The following is an 18,767-nucleotide window of genomic DNA, read 5'->3' as shown; positions in this document are numbered from 1 at the left end:
AACCCTCCTTAATTTGTAGGTTGAATCGGCTGGCTTCCTGACTGCAGATGAGGAAGCAGCTGTTGATAGTGTCTTTCGTGCATGCGGGCCATGGTTTCCAGTTCCTGCTTGACTTCCATGTCCGTGCACTGTTTTGAGAAAAAAGCTGCTTTTTTCGCGGCTGTTAAATTCCAGCTCAGCATATCCTCTATATACAAATGGTCCTTTACCGTCACCGACTGAGGCGGCTGCGGCATCACGTTCTGAGATGAGGAAGATTGGGGCTGCTGTTGTGGGCTCATCACGATCGCTCCTTTCCGTTTTAATCGTTTCACAGGGTAGTTTCTGCATGGGAAGGAACAATTATGCATGTCGGAAGAGGAAATTTTCTGTATTTTCTATTGTCATTTTCTTATTCATCGTATATAGTAAAAAGAGAACGAAGGAAACGCTTTATTTTTTTGGCTTAATATTGAATGAGTATTCATTCAAAAGGAGGATGAAGATGAAGGACAGCATCCAAAAGGCCGTGGTTTTAGGGGCGGGGGTAATGGGGGCAGGAATAGCAGCCCATTTGGCGAATGCCGGTATACCGGTGCTTTTGCTGGATAAAAAGCCTGATTTCCTGACAGAGGAAGAAAAACAGCAGGGAAAGACGTTAGAGGACAAAACAGTTCGTAACCGTCTGGCACAGACAGCTTTAAACGATTTGAAAAAGCAAAAACCTGCTCCTCTTACAGTAGAAGAGAATCTTTATTACATTGACATCGGCTGCTTTGAGGACGATATGTTTCGTATTCAGGAGGCAGACTGGATTATTGAAGTTGTTGTTGAAAACATAGATATTAAGAAAAAAATATTAGCGGAAGTGGACACGTATCGTAAAGAAGGAGCAGTAGTAAGTTCTAATACGTCGGGTATTTCGATCAATAAGATGGCTGAAGGAAGATCGGAAGCGTTTCAGTCTCATTTTCTGGGCACTCACTTTTTTAACCCGCCCCGCTATCTGAAGCTCCTGGAGATTATTCCTCATAAGAAAACCGAAAAACGTGTCCTCGCGTTTATGACAAATATTGCCGAAAACGTTCTGGGAAAAGGGGTTGTGGAAGCAAAAGATACTCCGAATTTTATCGGTAACAGAATAGGAACCTATGGGCTTCTTATCACCGTACAGGAAATGATGAAAGAAGGCTGGTCCGTAGGGGAAATCGATTCGGTAACCGGACCGCTCATCGGCCGTCCTAAAAGTGCAACGTTTCGAACGCTGGATGTGGTCGGTCTCGATACGTTCCTTCATGTGGCTGGAAACGTCCGCGATAAGGTGGAAGGGAAAGAGAAAGCCATCTTTGATCCGCCCGCATTTATGAAGGAGATGGAAGAAAAAGGATGGATTGGGAGCAAAGCAGGACAGGGTTTTTATAAAAAAGTAAAAGGAGAACAGGGAAGCGAAATTCTGGAATTAAATCCAGACACGATGGAATACCAGCCTGCAAAGAAACCTAAAACCCCTTCTATCGAAGAAGCCAAACGGGCAAATCAGCTTTCGGATAAGTTGAAAGCGCTTATTTATGCGGAAGATGAGGCCGGAAAACTTGTCTGGAACATGTTGAAACCGATGCTGTTGTATTCTGCAGAGAAATGCGCGAGCATTGCCAACGATATTGCAGCAGTCGATGATGCGATGAAGTGGGGGTTTGGCTGGGAAGCAGGACCGTTTGAAACGTGGGATGCTATCGGTGTGGAACGGTCGGTCGAACGGATGAAAGCGGAGGGAGAAATAATTCCTGCCTGGGTCCTATCGATGCTTGATGAGGGAATTCCTTCGTTTTACCAAGGTCCTTATTCCTTTTATCACCAGGGCCAGTATATAGAAAAAAAGAGGAATCAAAAAGAAATTTCCTTTCAGACGATCAAAGACAGCGGTGGGGTGATAAAGAAAAATGCCGGGGCCAGCCTGATGGATCTGGGGGACGGCGTGGCAGGTTTGGAGTTTCATTCTCCAAATAATTCGATCGGTCTTGATGTCATGCAGATGGTAGATCACGCTTTAGAAGAAGTAGAAGCCAACTACAAAGGTCTGGTTATCGCCAGCCAGGGTAAAAATTTTTGTGTTGGGGCGAATTTAATGATGATTCTCATGGAAGCTCAGGACGATAATTTTACGGAAATTGATTTGGTCGTTCGGAAGTTTCAGAGAACTACAAAAAACATCCGTTATTCCCGGCGTCCGGTCGTAACTGCTCCGCACCAGATGACGCTCGGAGGCGGAGCGGAGATTTGTCTTCCCTCGGCAAGTATGCAGGCTGCCTCAGAGACTTACATGGGGCTTGTTGAAAGCGGGGTTGGTCTTATTCCCGGCGGCGGAGGAAACAAGGAATTGTATCTCCGCCAGATGGAAAAACTGCCGAAAAATGCAGCGGCAGATCTGATGCCGATAGCCAACAAAGTATTTGAAAAGATAGCTCTTGCCAGCGTTTCCACATCCGCGGATGAAGCCAGGGAATTTGGTTATATGAGTGAAAGAGATGACGTTATTATTAACACGGATCACAGAATTTATAAAGCGAAACAGCACGTTCTTCATCTTTATGAAAAAGGGTATGCTCCACCTAAGGCGCCAGTCATTCCCGTAGTTGGAGAAACGGGCTGCGCTGCCATGAAACTTGGAGCGAAGACTCTTCAAATGGGAGGGCGGGCCTCCGAACATGACGTAAAAATCGCGGAAAAATTAGCTTTTGTTTTAGCCGGAGGCAGAGTGCCAAAAGGAACGGTTGTCAACGAGGACTACTTACTGGATCTGGAACGGGAAGCATTTCTAAGTCTGGCAGGTGAACCAAAAACGCAGCAGCGTATGCAGTATATGCTTCAAAAAGGGAAAGCTCTGCGTAACTAATAGGTTTGTAAAATAGGAGGGGAAGCTGTTGAGAGAAGCCGTTATCGTTTCCGGTGCCAGAACACCGGCAGGAAAGGCGCACAAAGGAACACTAGCGCAGACCCGCCCTGATGATCTGGGTGCTATGACCCTAAAAGAAACCCTCCGCCGTGCGGGTGGATTCGAGTCTTCGGAAGTGGATGACCTCATTATCGGATGTGCGATGCCGGAAGCGGAACAAGGTATGAACATGGCAAGAAATATTGCGGCATTGGCCGGTCTTCCGCCTTCTGTTCCTGCTGTTACGATTAACCGGTATTGTTCTTCCGGCCTGCAGAGCATTGCTTATGGGGCGGAACAAATTATGCTGGGCTGCTCGAGCGCTGTTCTTGCCGGGGGAGCAGAATCTATGAGTCTGATTCCCATGGGAGGGCATGTGATTGCACCAAACCCTGATTTAGTTGAGGAAGCACCGGAATATTACATGGGAATGGGATATACAGCAGAGCAGGTAGCAAAAGAATTCAATGTGCCGCGCGAGGACCAGGATGCTTTTGCGGTGGAGAGCCACCGCCGTGCTGCTGCTGCCCAAAAGGCTGGATTGTTCGATGAAGAAATACTCCCGGTTGAGATTACCAGGAGGTCTGTTGGAAAAGACAATCGATTACAGGAACAAAAACAAACCTTTTCCCAGGATGAAGGGGTTCGGCCTAATACCTCGATAGAGATTCTTTCATCCCTGAAGCCATCATTTCATCCACTGGGTACCGTAACGGCCGGCAACGCTTCCCAGATGAGCGATGGAGCAGCTTCAGTATTGGTCATGGACCGAGAAAAAGCCGCAGCTGAAGGACTCCGTCCCATCGTTAAATTTCACACCTTTGCGGTGGCAGGGGTGCGCCCGGAAATTATGGGTATTGGCCCTGTGGAAGCGATTCCGAAGGCGGTTAAACAGGCAGGTCTGGAAATTGAAGATATTGGATTATTTGAGTTGAATGAAGCTTTCGCATCGCAGGCGCTGCAGGTAATACGCGAGCTTCACCTTGACCATGGCAAAGTAAATGTAAATGGCGGCGCGATTGCTCTTGGCCATCCGCTTGGCTGCACCGGGACCAAATTGACGCTGACGTTAATCCATGAAATGAAACGAAGAAACGAGCAGTTTGGTGTCGTTACGATGTGTATTGGCGGCGGAATGGGCGCTGCCGGGGTATTTGAATTAATATGATCGGGATGGAGGGGCACTTATGAGCCGTACGATGGAAATGGGTTGGAAAGGCGCTGGTTTTTTAGTGGAGGAGGTGCCTTCGGAGCAGGTATTTACTCCGGAAGATTTCACAGAAGAACAGAAAATGATAGCAAAGACGACCGAAGATTTTGTCTTAGGAGAAGTTGTGCCGGAAGCGGAAAAAATGGAAAACCATCAGTTTGAAATATCCCGGCGGCTGTTGGAAGAAGCAGGAGAACTTGGCCTTTTAGGAGCCGATGTTCCCGAAAAATACGGAGGACTTGGACTTGATAAAATTAGTTCCACGTTAATTACAGAAAAATTCTCAAGAGCCGGGGCATTCTCTCTAAGCCACGGCGCCCACGTCGGAATAGGAACGTTGCCTATTGTATTTTTCGGGAATGAGTCACAAAAAAAGCAGTATCTTCCTGGCTTGGCAACGGGTGAGAAAATTGCTGCCTACGCCCTCACAGAGCCAAGCTCCGGGTCGGATGCTCTGAGTGCAAAAACGACTGCTGTTTTAAACGAGGCAGGCACCCATTATGTTTTAAATGGAGAAAAACAGTGGATCACTAATTCTGCCTTCGCCGATGTATTTATTGTCTATGCCAAAATCAACGGGGAAGACTTTTCTGCATTCATTGTCGAACGGGAATACGACGGAGTCTCTTTTGGACCGGAAGAGAAAAAAATGGGGATTAAAGGCTCTTCTACCCGTACATTAATTTTAGAAGAGGTCCACGTTCCAAAGGAAAACCTTCTTGGCGAAAAAGGGCGCGGCCATGTGATTGCATTTAATATTTTAAACGTAGGGCGTTATAAATTAGGGGTCGGCTGTGTTGGTGCGGCGAAACGGGCTCTCCAGCTGGCGGCAGTCTATGCAAACGAACGGAAGCAGTTTAAAACCCCAATTGCCGGATTCCGGGCGGTGCAGGAGAAGCTGGCCTCGATGGCTTCTGATATTTATGCACTGGAGAGTTCGATCTACCGGACAGGCGGGTTGTTTGAAAAACAACTGGGCAGATTGAACGAAGAAGAAATGGAAGATGGGGGGAAAATTGCGGCAGCTATTGCCGAATATGCGGTTGAGTGTTCCCTGAATAAATTCGCGGGATCAGAAATGCTGGATATGGTGGCGGATGAAGCCCTCCAGATTCATGGGGGCTACGGCTTTATGTCAGAATATGAAATTGAGACGATTTATCGTGATTCCCGCATTAACCGGATTTTTGAAGGAACCAATGAAATCAACCGGCTGCTTGTTCCTGCTACCATTATGCGCAAGGCAATGAAAGGGGAGCTGCCTTTCCTTTCGATGGCGGAAAATTTGCAGGAAGAATTGATGGAGATGATGCCGGAAGAACCTGGAGAAGCCCCGCTGGACCAGGAGAAATACCTGTTGAAAAATGCAAAAAAACTCTTTTTAATGGTGGCGGGGAATGGTGCGCGCAAGTATGGGAAAGCGTTGGAAGAAGAACAGGAGCTTTTGATGAATGTGGCCGATATGGTTAGTGATATTTATTCGATGGAATCCGCTATTCTTCGTACAGACAAAGCCATACAGAAAAACGGGGCAGAAAAGGAAGCAAATAAAATAGATCTGACGCGGATTTTCTGCCAGGAAGCCGTATATCGTCTGGAAGCCCATGCAAGAGAATCACTTGTCCACATGGAAGAAGGAGACATCCTCAGGACGATGCTTTCCATGCTGCGAAAACTGCTCCGCCATACCCCGGTAAATGTGGTGGAACTCAAACGCCGGGCTGCGGCGGAAGTGCTCGCACAAGAACAGTTTGTCGTGTAACCTTGTTATCCAATTTGGGGCATTGCTCCAAAAATATATAACCCCTTTCACTGGAAAGGACTCTTCTCTCTTGTAGAAAAAGCTCCGTGGCAGCGGAGCTTTTTCGTTATGGGGAGGCTTCTGTCCTTTTATATATTAGAGAAATACGAAAATTTCCGCTATAATAAAGAAGGAATATAAGAATGGAAAGGAGAAGGGAACTCATGGCCCTCACGTATTATGGGTATCCCAAATGCGGTACCTGCCAGAAGGCGCAAAAATGGCTCGACGAACATAACATCGCATACAACGATTACCATATCGTCGAACATCCGCCGTCACGGGAAGAATTGGAGAATCTGTATGAAACCAGCGGTCTGCCCTTAAAAAAATTTTTTAATACAAGTGGAAAAAAGTATCGTGAACTTGGAATAAAAGATAAAATAAAGACAGCAGAGGAAAAAGAACTGCTTGATCTTCTTGCATCAGACGGCATGCTGTTAAAACGGCCGATTGTGACAGACGGGGAACAGGTCACAGTCGGGTTTAAGGAAGAGCAATTTGAGGAAGTATGGAAGCAGTAGAAGCCTGAACTTACATTTTACGAAGGAGGTTGTTCACATGAGTGTACCACAGGAATTAAGGTATTCGCAGGAACATGAGTGGGTAAAGGTTGAAGACGGAAAGGTGCGGATTGGAATTACTGATTTCGCCCAATCCGAGCTGGGAGATATCGTTTTTGCTGAACTACCTGAAGTCGGAGATGAAGTGAAAACAGACGAGCCATTTGGCAGTGTGGAATCGGTGAAAACCGTCTCCGAATTATACGCTCCGGTAAGTGGTAAAGTCGTAGAGATTAATGAAAACCTGGAAGACTCCCCGGAATTTGTTAATGAATCTCCTTATGAAAAAGCATGGATGATAGTCGTGGAGCCGGCGAACATGCAGGAAGTCGAAAACTTGATGACAGCGGACCAATATGAAGATATGATCAGCGAAGATTAATACATAAGGAGTCTGGGATCAAGAGATAAAGAATCCCGAACGATTCTCTCACGAATCGTTCGGGATTTTTTTACAGCTCCTTTTCTTTTACGCCCTGCTTAACTTTCAAATTTTTTCAAATCAAACGATCGTTATACGTCAGGTTCCCTGTCCTTTGTCTTTCTTAAATTTTTTTCCATTCTTAGACTGTCCCGCTTCTCGATATGACTCTGTAAAGTCGATATAGTAATACTACTGCTCTAATGAAAGCTGTTCCGGGGAGGGTGAAGGATGAATACATTTCAACGTTTAAAAGACTTTTATTGGCCGGATAAAAGACTTTTTGTGATATCGATTTGTTTTTTACTTATTATGACAAGTTTGACGATGGCGTATCCGATTGTGCTGCAGTACGCCATTGACGAAGTGGTTATCGCCTCAAACTGGGAGCTTCTCCCGTATCTGGCGGTAGGTTTTGTATTGATTACTGTTTTGAAAGCGATTGCGACGTATCTGCATCAATACTGCGGGGATATGTTTGGGATTCGTTCGGTATACCGGCTGCGCAGCCGCCTTTATGAAAAGCTTCAGTTTCTTCCGTTCCGATTTTATGATAACGCGAAAACAGGAGATCTGATGTCGAGGCTGACAGCGGATGTCGAAGCGTTTCGTTTTTTTCTGTCTTTTGGGTTTGCCCAGGTTATCAATTTGGTCCTGCTGGTGTCTTTCAGTTTCGGTGTCATGATGTTTTACAGTGCCCAGCTTGCCCTTGTTTCTTTAATTTCGATGCCGTTTTTAGCTGTTTTAGTATACCGGTTTGATCGGAAGGTTCACCCTGGTTTTAAAAGAATACGGGAATCCTTTGCTTCCATGACGACAAAGGTGCAGGAGAATGTAAGCGGAATGAGTACAGTAAAGTCTCTTTCCAAAGAGGATTTTGAAATCGGCCGTTTTGAAAGCCGGAATCATGACTATAAAAATAAATCCTTGTATAATGCCGGGCTTTGGGCAAAGTTCTTTCCAGTCATGGAACTGATCGGAAACATATGTGTCGTTGTCCTGCTGGGCTATGGAGGGTTTCTTGTTATGCAGGGACAGCTTCAGATTGGGCAGCTTGCTGCTTCCTTCAGTTTAATTTGGTACATTATCGGTCCGTTAATGAATCTGGGATTTATTATCAATACATTCTCGCAGTCAAAAGCTTCCGGAGAACGTCTGCTGGAAGTACTGGATGAAGAAGAAATGAACATTCAGCACGGAGCTGCTTCCCTGAAACGCCTGCGGGGTGATGTGGAATTTGTAGACGTGACGCACAGTTATGAAGGGGAGAGTCAAAGAGCGCTGGAAGATATATCCTTCCATGCTCCGCCTGGCAGCACGTTTGGTTTAATCGGAGCAACGGGGTCCGGCAAGACTACCATTACACAGCTGATTTCCGGATTTTACGAGCCGGAAAAGGGCGGAATTTTTATCGACGGCCAGCCTATCAGCCGTTACAGCCTTGCTGAGTTGCGGCAGAATATCGGTTTTGTCCTGCAGGAATCATTTTTGTTTTCTTCCACCATCCGGGACAATATTGCTTACGGCAGGCCTGACGCCACAATAGAAGAAATAATGGATGCAGCTAAACGGGCCCAGGCCCATGACTTTATTATAGGGATGGAAAACGGATATGAAACAATCCTGGGAGAAAGAGGGATGGGCCTTTCCGGCGGCCAGAAGCAGCGAATCGCCATCGCCAGAGCGATTCTGATTAATCCCGCTGTCCTTGTTCTGGATGATGCCACCAGTGCTGTGGACATGGAAACTGAACAGCGGATTCAGGCTGCTTTCCAGGAAGTAATGAAAGGAAGAACGACCTTTATTATTGCTCATAGAATCTCTTCATTAAAGCATGCGGATCAGATTTTAGTCCTGGATCAGGGACAGATCGCCGAACGGGGAGTTCATGAACAATTACTTGAAAATAACCACATTTACAAAAAAATTTATGACATTCAGTTTCAGGACAGAGATACGGTATTGCAGCGACAGATATAAAAGAGGGGGATCAGGGTGAGAAAAAAGAATGTAACCATTCAGGATAGAGCATCCCGGGGACGTTTTCATTATTCTCAGGACAATGTTATTGATAAAGCGTTTAATTGGGATCAGTTAAAGCGGCTGCTTCGTTATATGAAGCCATACTCGAAAAAGCTGCTGCCGCTTGCTGTAGTAGCGATGCTGGTCGGAACTATTATCAGACTGACCGCTCCGGTCCTTATTGGACATACGATAGATGAAGCCATTAGACCCGGAAACTGGAATATGCTCATGTGGGTCACCATTGTGCTGGCGGGTATGTATGGGCTGCAATGGATATCAAATTTTTTCCGGATAAGGTGGATCAACCAGGTAGGGCAGTATATTATTTTTGATCTTCGGCGTGACTTGTTTAATCACATCCAGCGTTTATCCCACCGCTTTTTTGATCAAAGGTCCGCCGGCTCCATTCTTGTGAGGGTCACCAACGATGTCCATTCGCTGCAGGAGCTGTTCACAAATGGAGTCATCAATATGATGATGGATACCGTTATGCTGATTGGGATCGTGTCGATTTTGTTCGTTATCAGCCCGGAATTAACGATTGCCATCATGATTGTCCTGCCGATTATGTTTTATATTTCTACTAACTTACGAAAACGCATCAGACGTTCGTGGCAGGTAGTGCGACTTAAGCAGTCGACGATGAATTCCCATCTGAATGAAAGCATTCAGGGAATCCGTGTGACACAGGCCTATAATCAGGAACAGGAGAACATGGATTACTTTACCGATTTAAACCGGGACACGTTTGACGCCTGGGAGCAGGCTACACGGAAGAGCGCAAAATTCCGTCCGCTCGTCGAAATTTCTAATGCGGTTGGTACAGCAATTCTTATCTGGTACGGGATTTACCTGATAGATACTACCGCTTTTACGATAGGTAACTTTGTCACATTTGCGACGTTTCTCGGAATGTTCTGGGAGCCGATTTCCCGCCTCGGACAGATATATAATCAACTGTTGATGGCGATGGCTTCTTCGGAGCGGATCTTTGAATATCTGGATGAAAGACCGTCGGTGCCGGAAAAGAAAGGAGCTGAGGCACTGGGAGAAATAAAAGGGGACATCCGCTTTGATCACGTCGAATTTAGTTATGATGAGACGAAAACAGCCCTTCATGAGATGGATATTCATATAAAAGCCGGGGAAACATTTGCGCTTGTCGGCCATACAGGATCGGGAAAAACAACGATTGTCAGTTTAATCAGCCGTTTTTACGACCCTACCAAAGGCAGGGTGTTGATTGATGGAAAAGATCTAAGAGATGTGACGCTTGATAGTATTCGATCCCAGGTTAGTGTGGTGCTGCAGGACACGTTTATTTTTTCTGGAACCATCATGGAAAATATCCGGTTCGGCAATCCAGAGGCTGATGATGAAGCCGTAAAAGAAGCGGCTTACCGTGTAGGAGCGGACGGATTTATCCGCCAGTTAAAATATGGATATGACACGGAAGTGGAAGAGCGCGGAAATGTGCTGTCTGTTGGGGAAAGGCAGCTAATATCGTTTGCTCGGGCATTATTGGCAGACCCTCGTATTCTCATACTGGATGAGGCCACCGCCTCGATTGATACCGAAACAGAACAGGTGATTCAAAAAGCGCTGCAAACCTTGCTGCAGGGAAGAACCGCAATTATGATCGCCCACCGCCTGTCTACCATCAGAGAGGCGGATCAAATTATGGTCCTGGAACAAGGAAGAGTCCTGGAACAGGGGAGCCATGATGAATTAATGCGCAGGGACGGAGAATATTACCGTCTCGTCCGTGCTCAGTTTAACGTGCTCGAAGCCGGCTAGAATAAAGGAGGCTCCGGCGGAGGGTTTCTCCATCTTCGTGTTCCATTGCTTCGAAGATATTAACACTGTTATTGCCTCGATTTTTTCTAACTTGAAAGGGGAATTGGACAATTGTTCCGTTATTCCCCTCTTCAGGATGGAAAAAACAGTTTAGAGCCTGGACCATCGCGGCCGGCCGTTTATTCTGATATGAATGGAACGAATGTCCGAAAGAAACTCCTGGCTGTAACGCCAGCTCTTGTCATCTGGTGTTCGTGTAAACACTAAAAAACGGAGGTTTGTAGCAGAAAACCGAACTTATAACAAAATTCCTCCGGATTGACATAATGCGCAATCCGTGCTACGATTTTTCTTGTTTCAAAAGCAGAACTGCCGACGCCGCTTCTTGTCATCGATATCATTCCAGGGATCCGGGCTTGCAGAGCCGGATTTTTCTAAGGGATTTTACAAAGTTTTCTGATGAGTTTAATCAGGATTTAAGCAGTGAGGGATACGTATGATAGCATTACGCCAATTGTCAAAAATATTTCGTACACCGACTCAGAACATAACCGCTGTGGACACAATGGATCTCACTATTCAAGAGGGTGAGATCTTTGGGGTGATCGGATACAGTGGAGCAGGAAAAAGTACATTGATCCGGCTTTTGAATATGCTGGAAAAACCGACAAGCGGACAGGTTTCGGTGGGCGATAAAAATATGTCTGAATTGAGCGGGCGTGAGCTGCGAAAAGCCCGCCAGGAAATTAGTATGATATTCCAGCATTTTAATCTTCTCTGGTCCCGTACGGTGAAGCAGAATATCGCATTCCCTCTCGAAATCGCCGGCGTACCGAGAGAAGAAAGGAACCAGCGGGTAAATGAACTCATTGAACTAGTTGGACTGAGCGGCCGTGGAGAGGCTTACCCCTCCCAATTAAGCGGCGGCCAAAAACAGCGGGTTGGTATCGCGCGGGCTCTGGCTAACAATCCCAGCGTATTATTATGTGACGAAGCTACCTCTGCTCTGGATCCGAAAACTACCGATGCGATCCTGGATCTGCTGACCAGTATTAATAAACAGCTGGGAATTACGATTGTTCTTATTACTCATGAGATGCATGTCATTCGAAAAATCTGCCACCGAGTAGCGGTCATGGAAGAAGGAAGGATTGTAGAGCAGGGGCAGGTGCTCGATGTATTCCGGAACCCTAAAGAAGAAATGACCAAAGAATTCGTAAAACAGATTACAGAACCGGAAGAAACCATGGAAGCCATTGAAGAGCTTTTAAAAGACAGCAAAGAAGCGCCGGTAGTTAAGCTTATGTTCGTAGGGGAAGATGCAGAACAGCCTGTTATGACAGAATTGATACGAACCTGTGGAGTGAGCGTGAATATTCTGCAGGGCAAGCTTTCAAAAACGCAGCACGGCAGTTATGGCACTTTATTTGTGCAGCTGCAGGGGGAGCCGGAAAATGTAGAAGCGGCTCTGCGGTTTCTCGAGGACCACCGAGTGGAAGCAGAGGTGTTAAAAGATGATAAATGATGTATTTCCTAACGTGAACTGGGACAGTATGTGGGAAGCCTCTCTGGAGACGGTTTACATGAGTCTGATCGCTGTTGCGATGACGTTTGTCCTGGGTCTCATACTGGGTCTGCTTCTATACCTGACGGATAAGGGGAACTTCTGGGCAAACAAACCGGTACACGCGGTTACCGCAGCGATTGTAAATATTTTTCGGTCGATTCCATTTATTATCTTACTTATTCTCCTTATCCCATTTACGAATTTGCTGTTAGGAACCATGCTGGGTCCGAGTGCAGCCCTGCCGGCCCTCATAACGGGAGCTGCTCCTTTTTATGCCCGTTTGGTGGAAATTGGGCTGAGGGAAGTGGATAAAGGTGTGATTGAAGCAGCGCAGTCCATGGGAGCGGGACAGGGAAGCATCATTATGAAGGTACTGCTTCCAGAGTCGATGCCGGCCCTTGTTTCCGGAATTACGGTGACAGGAATCACGCTGGTGAGTTACACCGCGATGGCAGGAGCGATAGGAGCGGGCGGTCTTGGGGATCTGGCATATAGAGAAGGGTTTCAGCGTACCCAGCCGGACGTAACCTTTGCTGCGACCGTGGCGGTTCTTATTATTGTATTTATTTTTCAGACGATTGGCGATTGGATCACTTATAAAATAGATAAAAGATAAATAATGTGGAGGGTCAATATTATGAAAAAATTAGTCCAACCAATAACAATTTCTGCTCTTGTACTGCTGCTTGGAGCCTGTGGTACAGGAGAGGACAGCACAGAGGACCAGAACTCAGGCGGCACTGGGGATGCTAATGAAGAAAACACGGCGGAAGAAGAGAACACAACACTAACGGTCGGCGCTACCAATGTTCCCCACTCGGAAATTCTGGAATTTGCGTCGGATCAGCTTGCCGAAGAAGGTATTGACCTGGAGATAGAAACATTTAATGATTATGTGCTCCCTAACAAGGCACTGGCACAAGAAGAAATTGATGCCAATTACTTTCAGCATATTCCTTATTTTGAAGGGCAGCTGGAGGAAAATGATGATTATGACTTTGTAAATGCGGGCGGTGTTCATATTGAACCCATTGGGGTGTATTCCCAGGAATATGACAGCCTGGACGAGCTTCCGGATGGGGCGGAAATTATTATGAGCAGTTCTGTCGCAGATCACGGCCGGATATTAATGATGCTGGAAGAAGAAGGCCTCATTTCGCTGCCGGATGACGCAGGCATTGATGCTTCCATTGAAGATATTGAAGAAAACCCGAACAATTTTGAATTCCGGGCCGATATTGAAGCAGCCACCCTTCCGCAGGCCTATAAAAATGGAGAAGGGGATGCAGTCCTGATCAACTCTAACTTCGCAATCGATGCCGGGTTGAGTCCAGCGGAAGATGCGATCGCCCTGGAAAATGCAGAGAATAACCCCTACGTTAATATTGTAGCGGTGCGCAGTGAAGACGAAGAAAACGAAGACATCCAGACACTTGTCGATGTCATGCAATCGGAAGAAGTGGCCCAATTTATTGAAGATGAGTACGACGGTGCCGTTATTCCAGCAGAAGAATAAAGGGAAGGAGCTGTATAAAAAGGTACAGCTCCTTTCTTTTGACAAAGAGAACTCCCCAGTTCGTTTGGGGAGGTGGGGGCAGCGTATTGTCTATTCTTCTGACAGCTGCCCATTCCTTGTATGAAAATCCATGCCCTGCCACATACTATGAGCAAACAAGAGAAGGGGGCAGCGGTATGTCACAGCAGCAGGATGAACAGCAGTCTTCGATGATTCAACAGGCGCTTCAGGAATATAAAGAAGGCATCGGCCAGTTCAACGAAAAAATCCCTCATATCGCGCGGCGGTATAATGCTTTCACAGAAGCATGTTTTACAAAAGGAGAACTTTCCGCCAAGGAAAAGCAGCGTATTGCGCTGGGCATCAGTGTATTTGCCCAGGATGAATACTGTATCATTTACCATACAAAAGGCTGTCTTGATGAGGGATGTACGGAAAAAGAAATCCTGGAGACGCTGGGTGTGTCTGCGGCGTTTGGCGGAGGAGCGGCCATGAGTCAGGCTGTGACCTTAGTACAGGAAGCTATAAATGAACTGCAGTCGAATAATAAACAAAAACATTAAAACAAAGCAAAGAGAAGGAAGCGGGCGAATTTTTATCTATGAAGGAAACAAAAACAGCCAGATCCAAACTAATCTATATTTGTAAGAAAATTTAACAAACATTGGCTTTTGTTGTGAGAATATATGCGTGCTATAGTAAACCATGTGTTAAAAATAACGAAAGGATGGATTTATTATCCACGCGATCAGCAACAATCCGACAAATGAAATGGAAAAAGCCATGCATCAATCCCACGGATTTGGCTATGCGGAGTATAACCGAAGTCTGGAACGGCGGTTACAGGTGGAAATCACCCGCGAACGGGAATACAAAAAAGGATGTCAACTGACAGCGCAATTCAACCATCGTTAATAAAACATTATTCTACTTTAAACGATAACATCTTTTTGTTATAATGAACCAAATGATGAAGTAAGGGGGGGCTGAGCCTGAAAAGGCGCCTCCCTTTTCTTATGAAATCCGGGGCATCGAGTTTCTTGAACTCTATTTGAATTTGTTTTAAACTAATAATGAGAATAAATTGAGAATGAAAAGGAGCACGAGACTCCTTTTAAAATTGATATGATGGAGGTATTTTCAGATGGCAGGATCAACCCTTAAAATTGAAGGTCTTCATGTGGAGATCGATGGCTCAGAAATTATTAAAGGTTTGGATTTAGAAATAAACGGCGGTGAAATTCACGCCATCATGGGACCAAACGGTACAGGTAAATCAACGCTTGCTTCTGCGATCATGGGACATCCAAGATATGAAATCACACAGGGAAGCGTCCATTTAGATGGAAAAGATGTCCTTGAAATGGAAGTGGACGAGCGCGCGCATGCCGGTATGTTTTTAGCTATGCAGTATCCCAGTGAAATCAGCGGAGTGACAAACTCTGATTTTATGCGTTCTGCCATAAATTCCAACCGGGGAGAAGGCGATGAAATTTCTCTGATGAAGTTTATCCGTAAAATGGATAGTAAAATGGATGAACTTGAAATTGACCAATCTTTCTCCCAGCGTTACTTAAACGAAGGTTTTTCCGGCGGGGAAAAGAAGCGCAATGAAATTCTGCAGCTGCTCATGCTTGAACCGAGAATTGCTATACTGGACGAAATTGATTCCGGACTTGACATCGATGCGCTGAAAGTTGTTTCTAAAGGAATCAACAGTATGAAGTCACCTGATTTCGGCTGCCTGATCATCACTCACTATCAGCGTCTGCTGAACTACATTACACCGGATAAAGTCCACGTGATGATGCAGGGACGCATCGTGAAATCAGGAGGAGCGGAGCTCGCCCAGCGTCTGGAAGAAGAAGGGTATGACTGGATTAAAGAAGAACTTGGCATAGAAGATGAAAAAGTCGGCGAACAGGCGTAATCGTAGGGAGGTTATATGATGTCAGTGGATACAAAGTGGACGTATGATGAAAATTACGTAAGAGAGTACTCCCAAAAGCGGGGGGAACCGGAATGGCTTACAGAGCAGCGCCTTACTGCGATCCGCCTCGCGGATGAGCTGGAGCTCCCGAAGCCTGAAAAAACAAACATTAAAACCTGGAATTTTACGGAATTCAAGCACGACTCCGGGGAAGCTGCTCCTATTCAATCAGTGGATGATCTCCACGAGGACGTGCAGGCGTTGATTGACCGCAGTACAGAAGAACAAAATCTGATTGTATTCCGGGACGGAAAGCCGATTTACCGCACGGAAAGTGATCATCTGAAGGAACAGGGCGTGTTGTTTCTTGACATTGAAACAGCAGCCAGGGAACACAGTGATCTGTTAAAGAAATATTTTATGGGCAGTGCTGTAGAAGTGGATGAACACCGCCTCACTGCACTTCATGTCGCCCTTCTGAATGGCGGAACTTTCATTTATGTTCCCAAAAATGTAACGGTAGAAGCGCCGCTTCAGACCATTTACTGGCAGGAAGATCCGGAAGCCGGACTATTTAACCACGTTATCGTGGCGGCTGAGGATAACAGTCAAGTAACGTATCTGGAAAACTACGCTTCTTTCAACAGAGAACAATCCGCAGTGGCTAATATTATTTCGGAAGTTTACACCGGGCAGAATGCAAAAGTTTCCTACGGCGGAGTAGACCACTTTGAAAAAGGGGTAACGACGTATGTGAACCGCCGCGGTTATGTGGAAAAAGACGGCTATCTGGAATGGGCACTCGGCCAGATGAACGAAGGCAACACTGTTTCAGATAACACGACTGTGCTGCAGGGGGACGGCTCTCACGCGGATACGAAAGCCGTGTCCATCGGACGGGAGGATCAAAGCCAGAATTTCTGGACCAATATTGTGCATTATGGAAAACATTCCACCGGTCATATTCTCACTCATGGTGTGATGAAGGATAAAGCCTCTTCCATTTTTAATGGGGTTACAAAAATTAAACATGGAGCGACAAAAGCGGACGGTCAGCAGACAGAACGAGTCTTGATGCTCAGCGAAAGAGCACGCGGCGATGCCAATCCAATTCTTCTTATAGACGAGGACGATGTAACAGCCGGCCACGCAGCTTCTGTCGGCCGCGTCGATCCCATGCAGATGTTCTATATGATGAGCAGAGGCATCACTAGAACAGAAGCCGAACGCTTGATTATTCATGGTTTCCTGGCACCGGTCGTGAATGAACTTCCTATCCAGGCTGTAAAAGAACGCCTGACGGAAGTAATTGAAAGGAAAGTGTATTAATGGATGTAAAGGAAATCAGAAATCAATTTCCTATTTTGCATCAAGAAGTAAACGGGAGTCCGCTGGTTTATCTGGACAGCGCCGCGACTTCCCAGAAACCGTATAAGGTAATTGAAGCGATGGAAGATTACTACCGCCGCTATAATTCCAATGTACACCGTGGTGTTCATACCCTGGGGAGCCTGGCCACAGACGGTTATGAAGGAGCCCGGGAGAAAGTGCGTTCTTTCATACACGCGCCCAGCGCCCGTGAAGTTGTATTCACACGAGGTACAACAACGGCAATCAACACTGTCGCATACAGTTACGGACGTGCGAATCTGCAGGAAGGCGATGAAATAGTCCTGACGCCGATGGAACATCACAGCAATATAATCCCCTGGCAGCAGGCGGCCAAGGCTACCGGGGCAGCTTTGAAGTATCTTCCCATGAAAGAAGATGGAACCCTGTCTCTGGAAGATGTACAAAACACTATCACCTCCAACACAAAAATTGTAGCTGTTGCTCACGTGTCAAATGTGCTTGGCACAATAAATCCGATAAAAGAAATCACCAGAATGGCACATGAGCACGGAGCAGTAACTGTAGTGGATGGAGCTCAGAGTGTCCCCCATATGAAAGTGGATGTGCAAGAGCTGGATTGTGACTTTTTTGCTTTTTCCGGTCATAAAATGGGCGGACCTACCGGAATTGGTGTACTATACGGGAAGAAGAAGCTGCTGGATAAAATGGAGCCGGTCGAATTTGGCGGGGAAATGATTGATTTTGTGGATCTGTATGATTCCACGTGGAAAGACATTCCCTGGAAGTTTGAAGGCGGAACCCCGGTTATCGCCGGTGCGATCGGACTCGGAGCAGCGATTGATTTTCTGGAAGACGTGGGGATGGAGAATATCGAAGCTCACGAAGCTGAATTAGCAGCTTATGCACTGGAAAGGTTGAAAGAGGTAGAGGGCATTCACATTTACGGTCCCCAAAAGCGGGCTGCTCTGGTGACTTTCAATGTGGACGATGTTCATCCGCATGATGCAGCTACTGTTTTGGATGCGGAAGGCATTGCAGTCCGAGCCGGCCACCACTGCGCCCAGCCGCTGATGAAATGGCTGGATGTCGTCGCTACAGCACGAGCCAGTTTTTATGTGTATAATACAAAGGAAGATATTGATGCCCTTACTGATGGCTTAATAAAAACAAAGGAGTATTTTGGTGATGTCTTCGCATAGTAATCTCGATACTCTTTACCGTCAGGTCATCATGGATCACTATAAAAATCCCCGTAATAAAGGGGATCTGGAAGGGGAAACCCTTCATGTCAATATGAATAATCCAACCTGCGGGGATCGTATCCAGCTGCAGCTGAAGGTGGAAGACGACACCATCTCTGATGCTAAATTTGTTGGAGAGGGCTGTTCTATTAGTTTGTCTTCTGCTTCGATGATGACTGAAGCCGTCAAAGGCCGGTCTGTCGAGGAAGCACTGGATATGTCCAACATTTTTTCAGAAATGATGCAGGGCCGGGATTATGATGACGAAAAGTATGACCTTGGCGATATCGAAGCACTCCAAGGAGTAACAAAGTTCCCTGCCCGTATAAAGTGTGCTACACTGGCATGGAAGGCCATGGAAAAAGGACTTGACGGCGAAGAGCAGGACGAAACGAATTAAAGTGTAAGAAAAGTAATCATATACCTTTCTTT

17 protein-coding genes are annotated in these 18,767 nt (G+C 46.2%); 16 read left to right on the top strand and 1 reads right to left on the bottom strand.

Annotated features, from left to right (window positions below):
- Positions 1–8: 8 nt before the first annotated feature.
- Positions 9–281 (bottom strand): hypothetical protein, encoded by a 273-nt coding sequence (locus G475_RS0106630; RefSeq protein WP_026700603.1) that lies wholly within the window; start codon positions 279–281, stop codon positions 9–11.
- 203 nt (positions 282–484) lie between these two features.
- Between G475_RS0106630 and G475_RS0106625 the strand changes: the two genes are divergently transcribed.
- The 16 genes from G475_RS0106625 (at position 485) to sufU (ending at position 18,735) form a co-directional block, all read left to right on the top strand.
- The gene (locus G475_RS0106625) at positions 485–2,872 is read left to right on the top strand and encodes a 3-hydroxyacyl-CoA dehydrogenase/enoyl-CoA hydratase family protein (protein ID WP_026700602.1); all 2,388 of its coding nucleotides are present in this window, start codon (positions 485–487) and stop codon (positions 2,870–2,872) included.
- A gap of 28 nt (positions 2,873–2,900) precedes the next feature.
- On the top strand, positions 2,901–4,079 hold the full coding sequence (locus G475_RS0106620; protein ID WP_026700601.1) for an acetyl-CoA C-acetyltransferase: 1,179 nt from the start codon (positions 2,901–2,903) through the stop codon (positions 4,077–4,079).
- 19 nt (positions 4,080–4,098) lie between these two features.
- Positions 4,099–5,883, top strand: coding sequence for an acyl-CoA dehydrogenase family protein (locus tag G475_RS0106615; protein ID WP_026700600.1), 1,785 nt, complete (start codon positions 4,099–4,101; stop codon positions 5,881–5,883).
- Between the two features lie 203 nt (positions 5,884–6,086).
- Positions 6,087–6,446 (top strand): arsenate reductase family protein, encoded by a 360-nt coding sequence (locus G475_RS0106610; protein ID WP_026700599.1) that lies wholly within the window; start codon positions 6,087–6,089, stop codon positions 6,444–6,446.
- Positions 6,447–6,483: 37 nt separating this feature from the next.
- Positions 6,484–6,867, top strand: a complete 384-nt coding sequence (gene gcvH, locus G475_RS0106605) for a glycine cleavage system protein GcvH (protein WP_026700598.1) — start codon at positions 6,484–6,486, stop codon at positions 6,865–6,867.
- Positions 6,868–7,137: 270 nt separating this feature from the next.
- Positions 7,138–8,886 carry an ABC transporter ATP-binding protein gene (locus G475_RS0106600; protein ID WP_026700597.1) on the top strand — a complete coding sequence of 583 codons (1,749 nt, stop codon included), beginning with the start codon at positions 7,138–7,140 and terminating at the stop codon, positions 8,884–8,886.
- 15 nt (positions 8,887–8,901) lie between these two features.
- A complete protein-coding gene (locus tag G475_RS0106595; protein ID WP_233275741.1) occupies positions 8,902–10,728 on the top strand; it encodes an ABC transporter ATP-binding protein in 1,827 nt (608 codons plus the stop codon).
- Between the two features lie 496 nt (positions 10,729–11,224).
- Positions 11,225–12,253: a methionine ABC transporter ATP-binding protein gene (locus G475_RS0106580; protein ID WP_026700595.1), complete on the top strand. Its 1,029-nt coding sequence runs from the start codon at positions 11,225–11,227 to the stop codon at positions 12,251–12,253.
- Positions 12,243–12,911 (top strand): methionine ABC transporter permease, encoded by a 669-nt coding sequence (locus G475_RS0106575; protein WP_026700594.1) that lies wholly within the window; start codon positions 12,243–12,245, stop codon positions 12,909–12,911. The genes G475_RS0106580 and G475_RS0106575 overlap by 11 nt, the downstream gene beginning before the upstream one ends.
- A 21-nt stretch (positions 12,912–12,932) precedes the next feature.
- Positions 12,933–13,811, top strand: coding sequence for a MetQ/NlpA family ABC transporter substrate-binding protein (locus G475_RS0106570; protein ID WP_026700593.1), 879 nt, complete (start codon positions 12,933–12,935; stop codon positions 13,809–13,811).
- Positions 13,812–13,987: 176 nt separating this feature from the next.
- On the top strand, positions 13,988–14,374 hold the full coding sequence (locus tag G475_RS0106565; RefSeq protein WP_026700592.1) for a carboxymuconolactone decarboxylase family protein: 387 nt from the start codon (positions 13,988–13,990) through the stop codon (positions 14,372–14,374).
- Between the two features lie 220 nt (positions 14,375–14,594).
- Positions 14,595–14,726, top strand: a complete 132-nt coding sequence (locus G475_RS27895) for a hypothetical protein (protein WP_267880101.1) — start codon at positions 14,595–14,597, stop codon at positions 14,724–14,726.
- A gap of 229 nt (positions 14,727–14,955) precedes the next feature.
- Positions 14,956–15,741, top strand: a complete 786-nt coding sequence (gene sufC / locus G475_RS0106560; protein ID WP_026700591.1) for a Fe-S cluster assembly ATPase SufC — start codon at positions 14,956–14,958, stop codon at positions 15,739–15,741.
- Positions 15,742–15,759: 18 nt separating this feature from the next.
- On the top strand, positions 15,760–17,070 hold the full coding sequence (gene sufD / locus G475_RS0106555; RefSeq protein WP_026700590.1) for a Fe-S cluster assembly protein SufD: 1,311 nt from the start codon (positions 15,760–15,762) through the stop codon (positions 17,068–17,070).
- Positions 17,070–18,293, top strand: a complete 1,224-nt coding sequence (locus G475_RS0106550) for a cysteine desulfurase (protein ID WP_026700589.1) — start codon at positions 17,070–17,072, stop codon at positions 18,291–18,293. The genes sufD and G475_RS0106550 overlap by 1 nt, the downstream gene beginning before the upstream one ends.
- A complete protein-coding gene (sufU, locus tag G475_RS0106545) occupies positions 18,280–18,735 on the top strand; it encodes a Fe-S cluster assembly sulfur transfer protein SufU (protein ID WP_026700588.1) in 456 nt (151 codons plus the stop codon). Before G475_RS0106550 ends, sufU begins: the two co-directional genes overlap by 14 nt.
- Positions 18,736–18,767 lie beyond the last annotated feature (32 nt).

Origin of the sequence: Salibacterium aidingense DSM 18341 (assembly GCF_000429685.1) — a bacterium.
In the GTDB taxonomy this organism is placed as follows: domain Bacteria; phylum Bacillota; class Bacilli; order Bacillales; family Marinococcaceae; genus Salibacterium; species Salibacterium aidingense.
The sequence above is the reverse complement of the archived record's forward strand: the minus strand, read 5'-3'. Positions and strand labels throughout refer to the sequence as shown.

Excerpts from the sequence above, each read along its gene's own strand:
- G475_RS0106630 (WP_026700603.1), bottom strand. The coding sequence starts at position 281 with ATGAGCCCACAACAGCAGCCCCAATCTTCCTCATCTCAGAACGTGATG.
- G475_RS0106625 (WP_026700602.1), top strand. The coding sequence starts at position 485 with ATGAAGGACAGCATCCAAAAGGCCGTGGTTTTAGGGGCGGGGGTAATG.
- G475_RS0106615 (WP_026700600.1), top strand. The coding sequence starts at position 4,099 with ATGAGCCGTACGATGGAAATGGGTTGGAAAGGCGCTGGTTTTTTAGTG.
- G475_RS0106610 (WP_026700599.1), top strand. The coding sequence starts at position 6,087 with ATGGCCCTCACGTATTATGGGTATCCCAAATGCGGTACCTGCCAGAAG.
- gcvH (WP_026700598.1), top strand. The coding sequence starts at position 6,484 with ATGAGTGTACCACAGGAATTAAGGTATTCGCAGGAACATGAGTGGGTA.
- G475_RS0106600 (WP_026700597.1), top strand. The coding sequence starts at position 7,138 with ATGAATACATTTCAACGTTTAAAAGACTTTTATTGGCCGGATAAAAGA.
- G475_RS0106580 (WP_026700595.1), top strand. The coding sequence starts at position 11,225 with ATGATAGCATTACGCCAATTGTCAAAAATATTTCGTACACCGACTCAG.
- G475_RS0106575 (WP_026700594.1), top strand. The coding sequence starts at position 12,243 with ATGATAAATGATGTATTTCCTAACGTGAACTGGGACAGTATGTGGGAA.
- G475_RS0106570 (WP_026700593.1), top strand. The coding sequence starts at position 12,933 with ATGAAAAAATTAGTCCAACCAATAACAATTTCTGCTCTTGTACTGCTG.
- G475_RS0106565 (WP_026700592.1), top strand. The coding sequence starts at position 13,988 with ATGTCACAGCAGCAGGATGAACAGCAGTCTTCGATGATTCAACAGGCG.
- G475_RS27895 (WP_267880101.1), top strand. The coding sequence starts at position 14,595 with ATGCATCAATCCCACGGATTTGGCTATGCGGAGTATAACCGAAGTCTG.
- sufC (WP_026700591.1), top strand. The coding sequence starts at position 14,956 with ATGGCAGGATCAACCCTTAAAATTGAAGGTCTTCATGTGGAGATCGAT.
- sufD (WP_026700590.1), top strand. The coding sequence starts at position 15,760 with ATGTCAGTGGATACAAAGTGGACGTATGATGAAAATTACGTAAGAGAG.
- G475_RS0106550 (WP_026700589.1), top strand. The coding sequence starts at position 17,070 with ATGGATGTAAAGGAAATCAGAAATCAATTTCCTATTTTGCATCAAGAA.
- sufU (WP_026700588.1), top strand. The coding sequence starts at position 18,280 with ATGTCTTCGCATAGTAATCTCGATACTCTTTACCGTCAGGTCATCATG.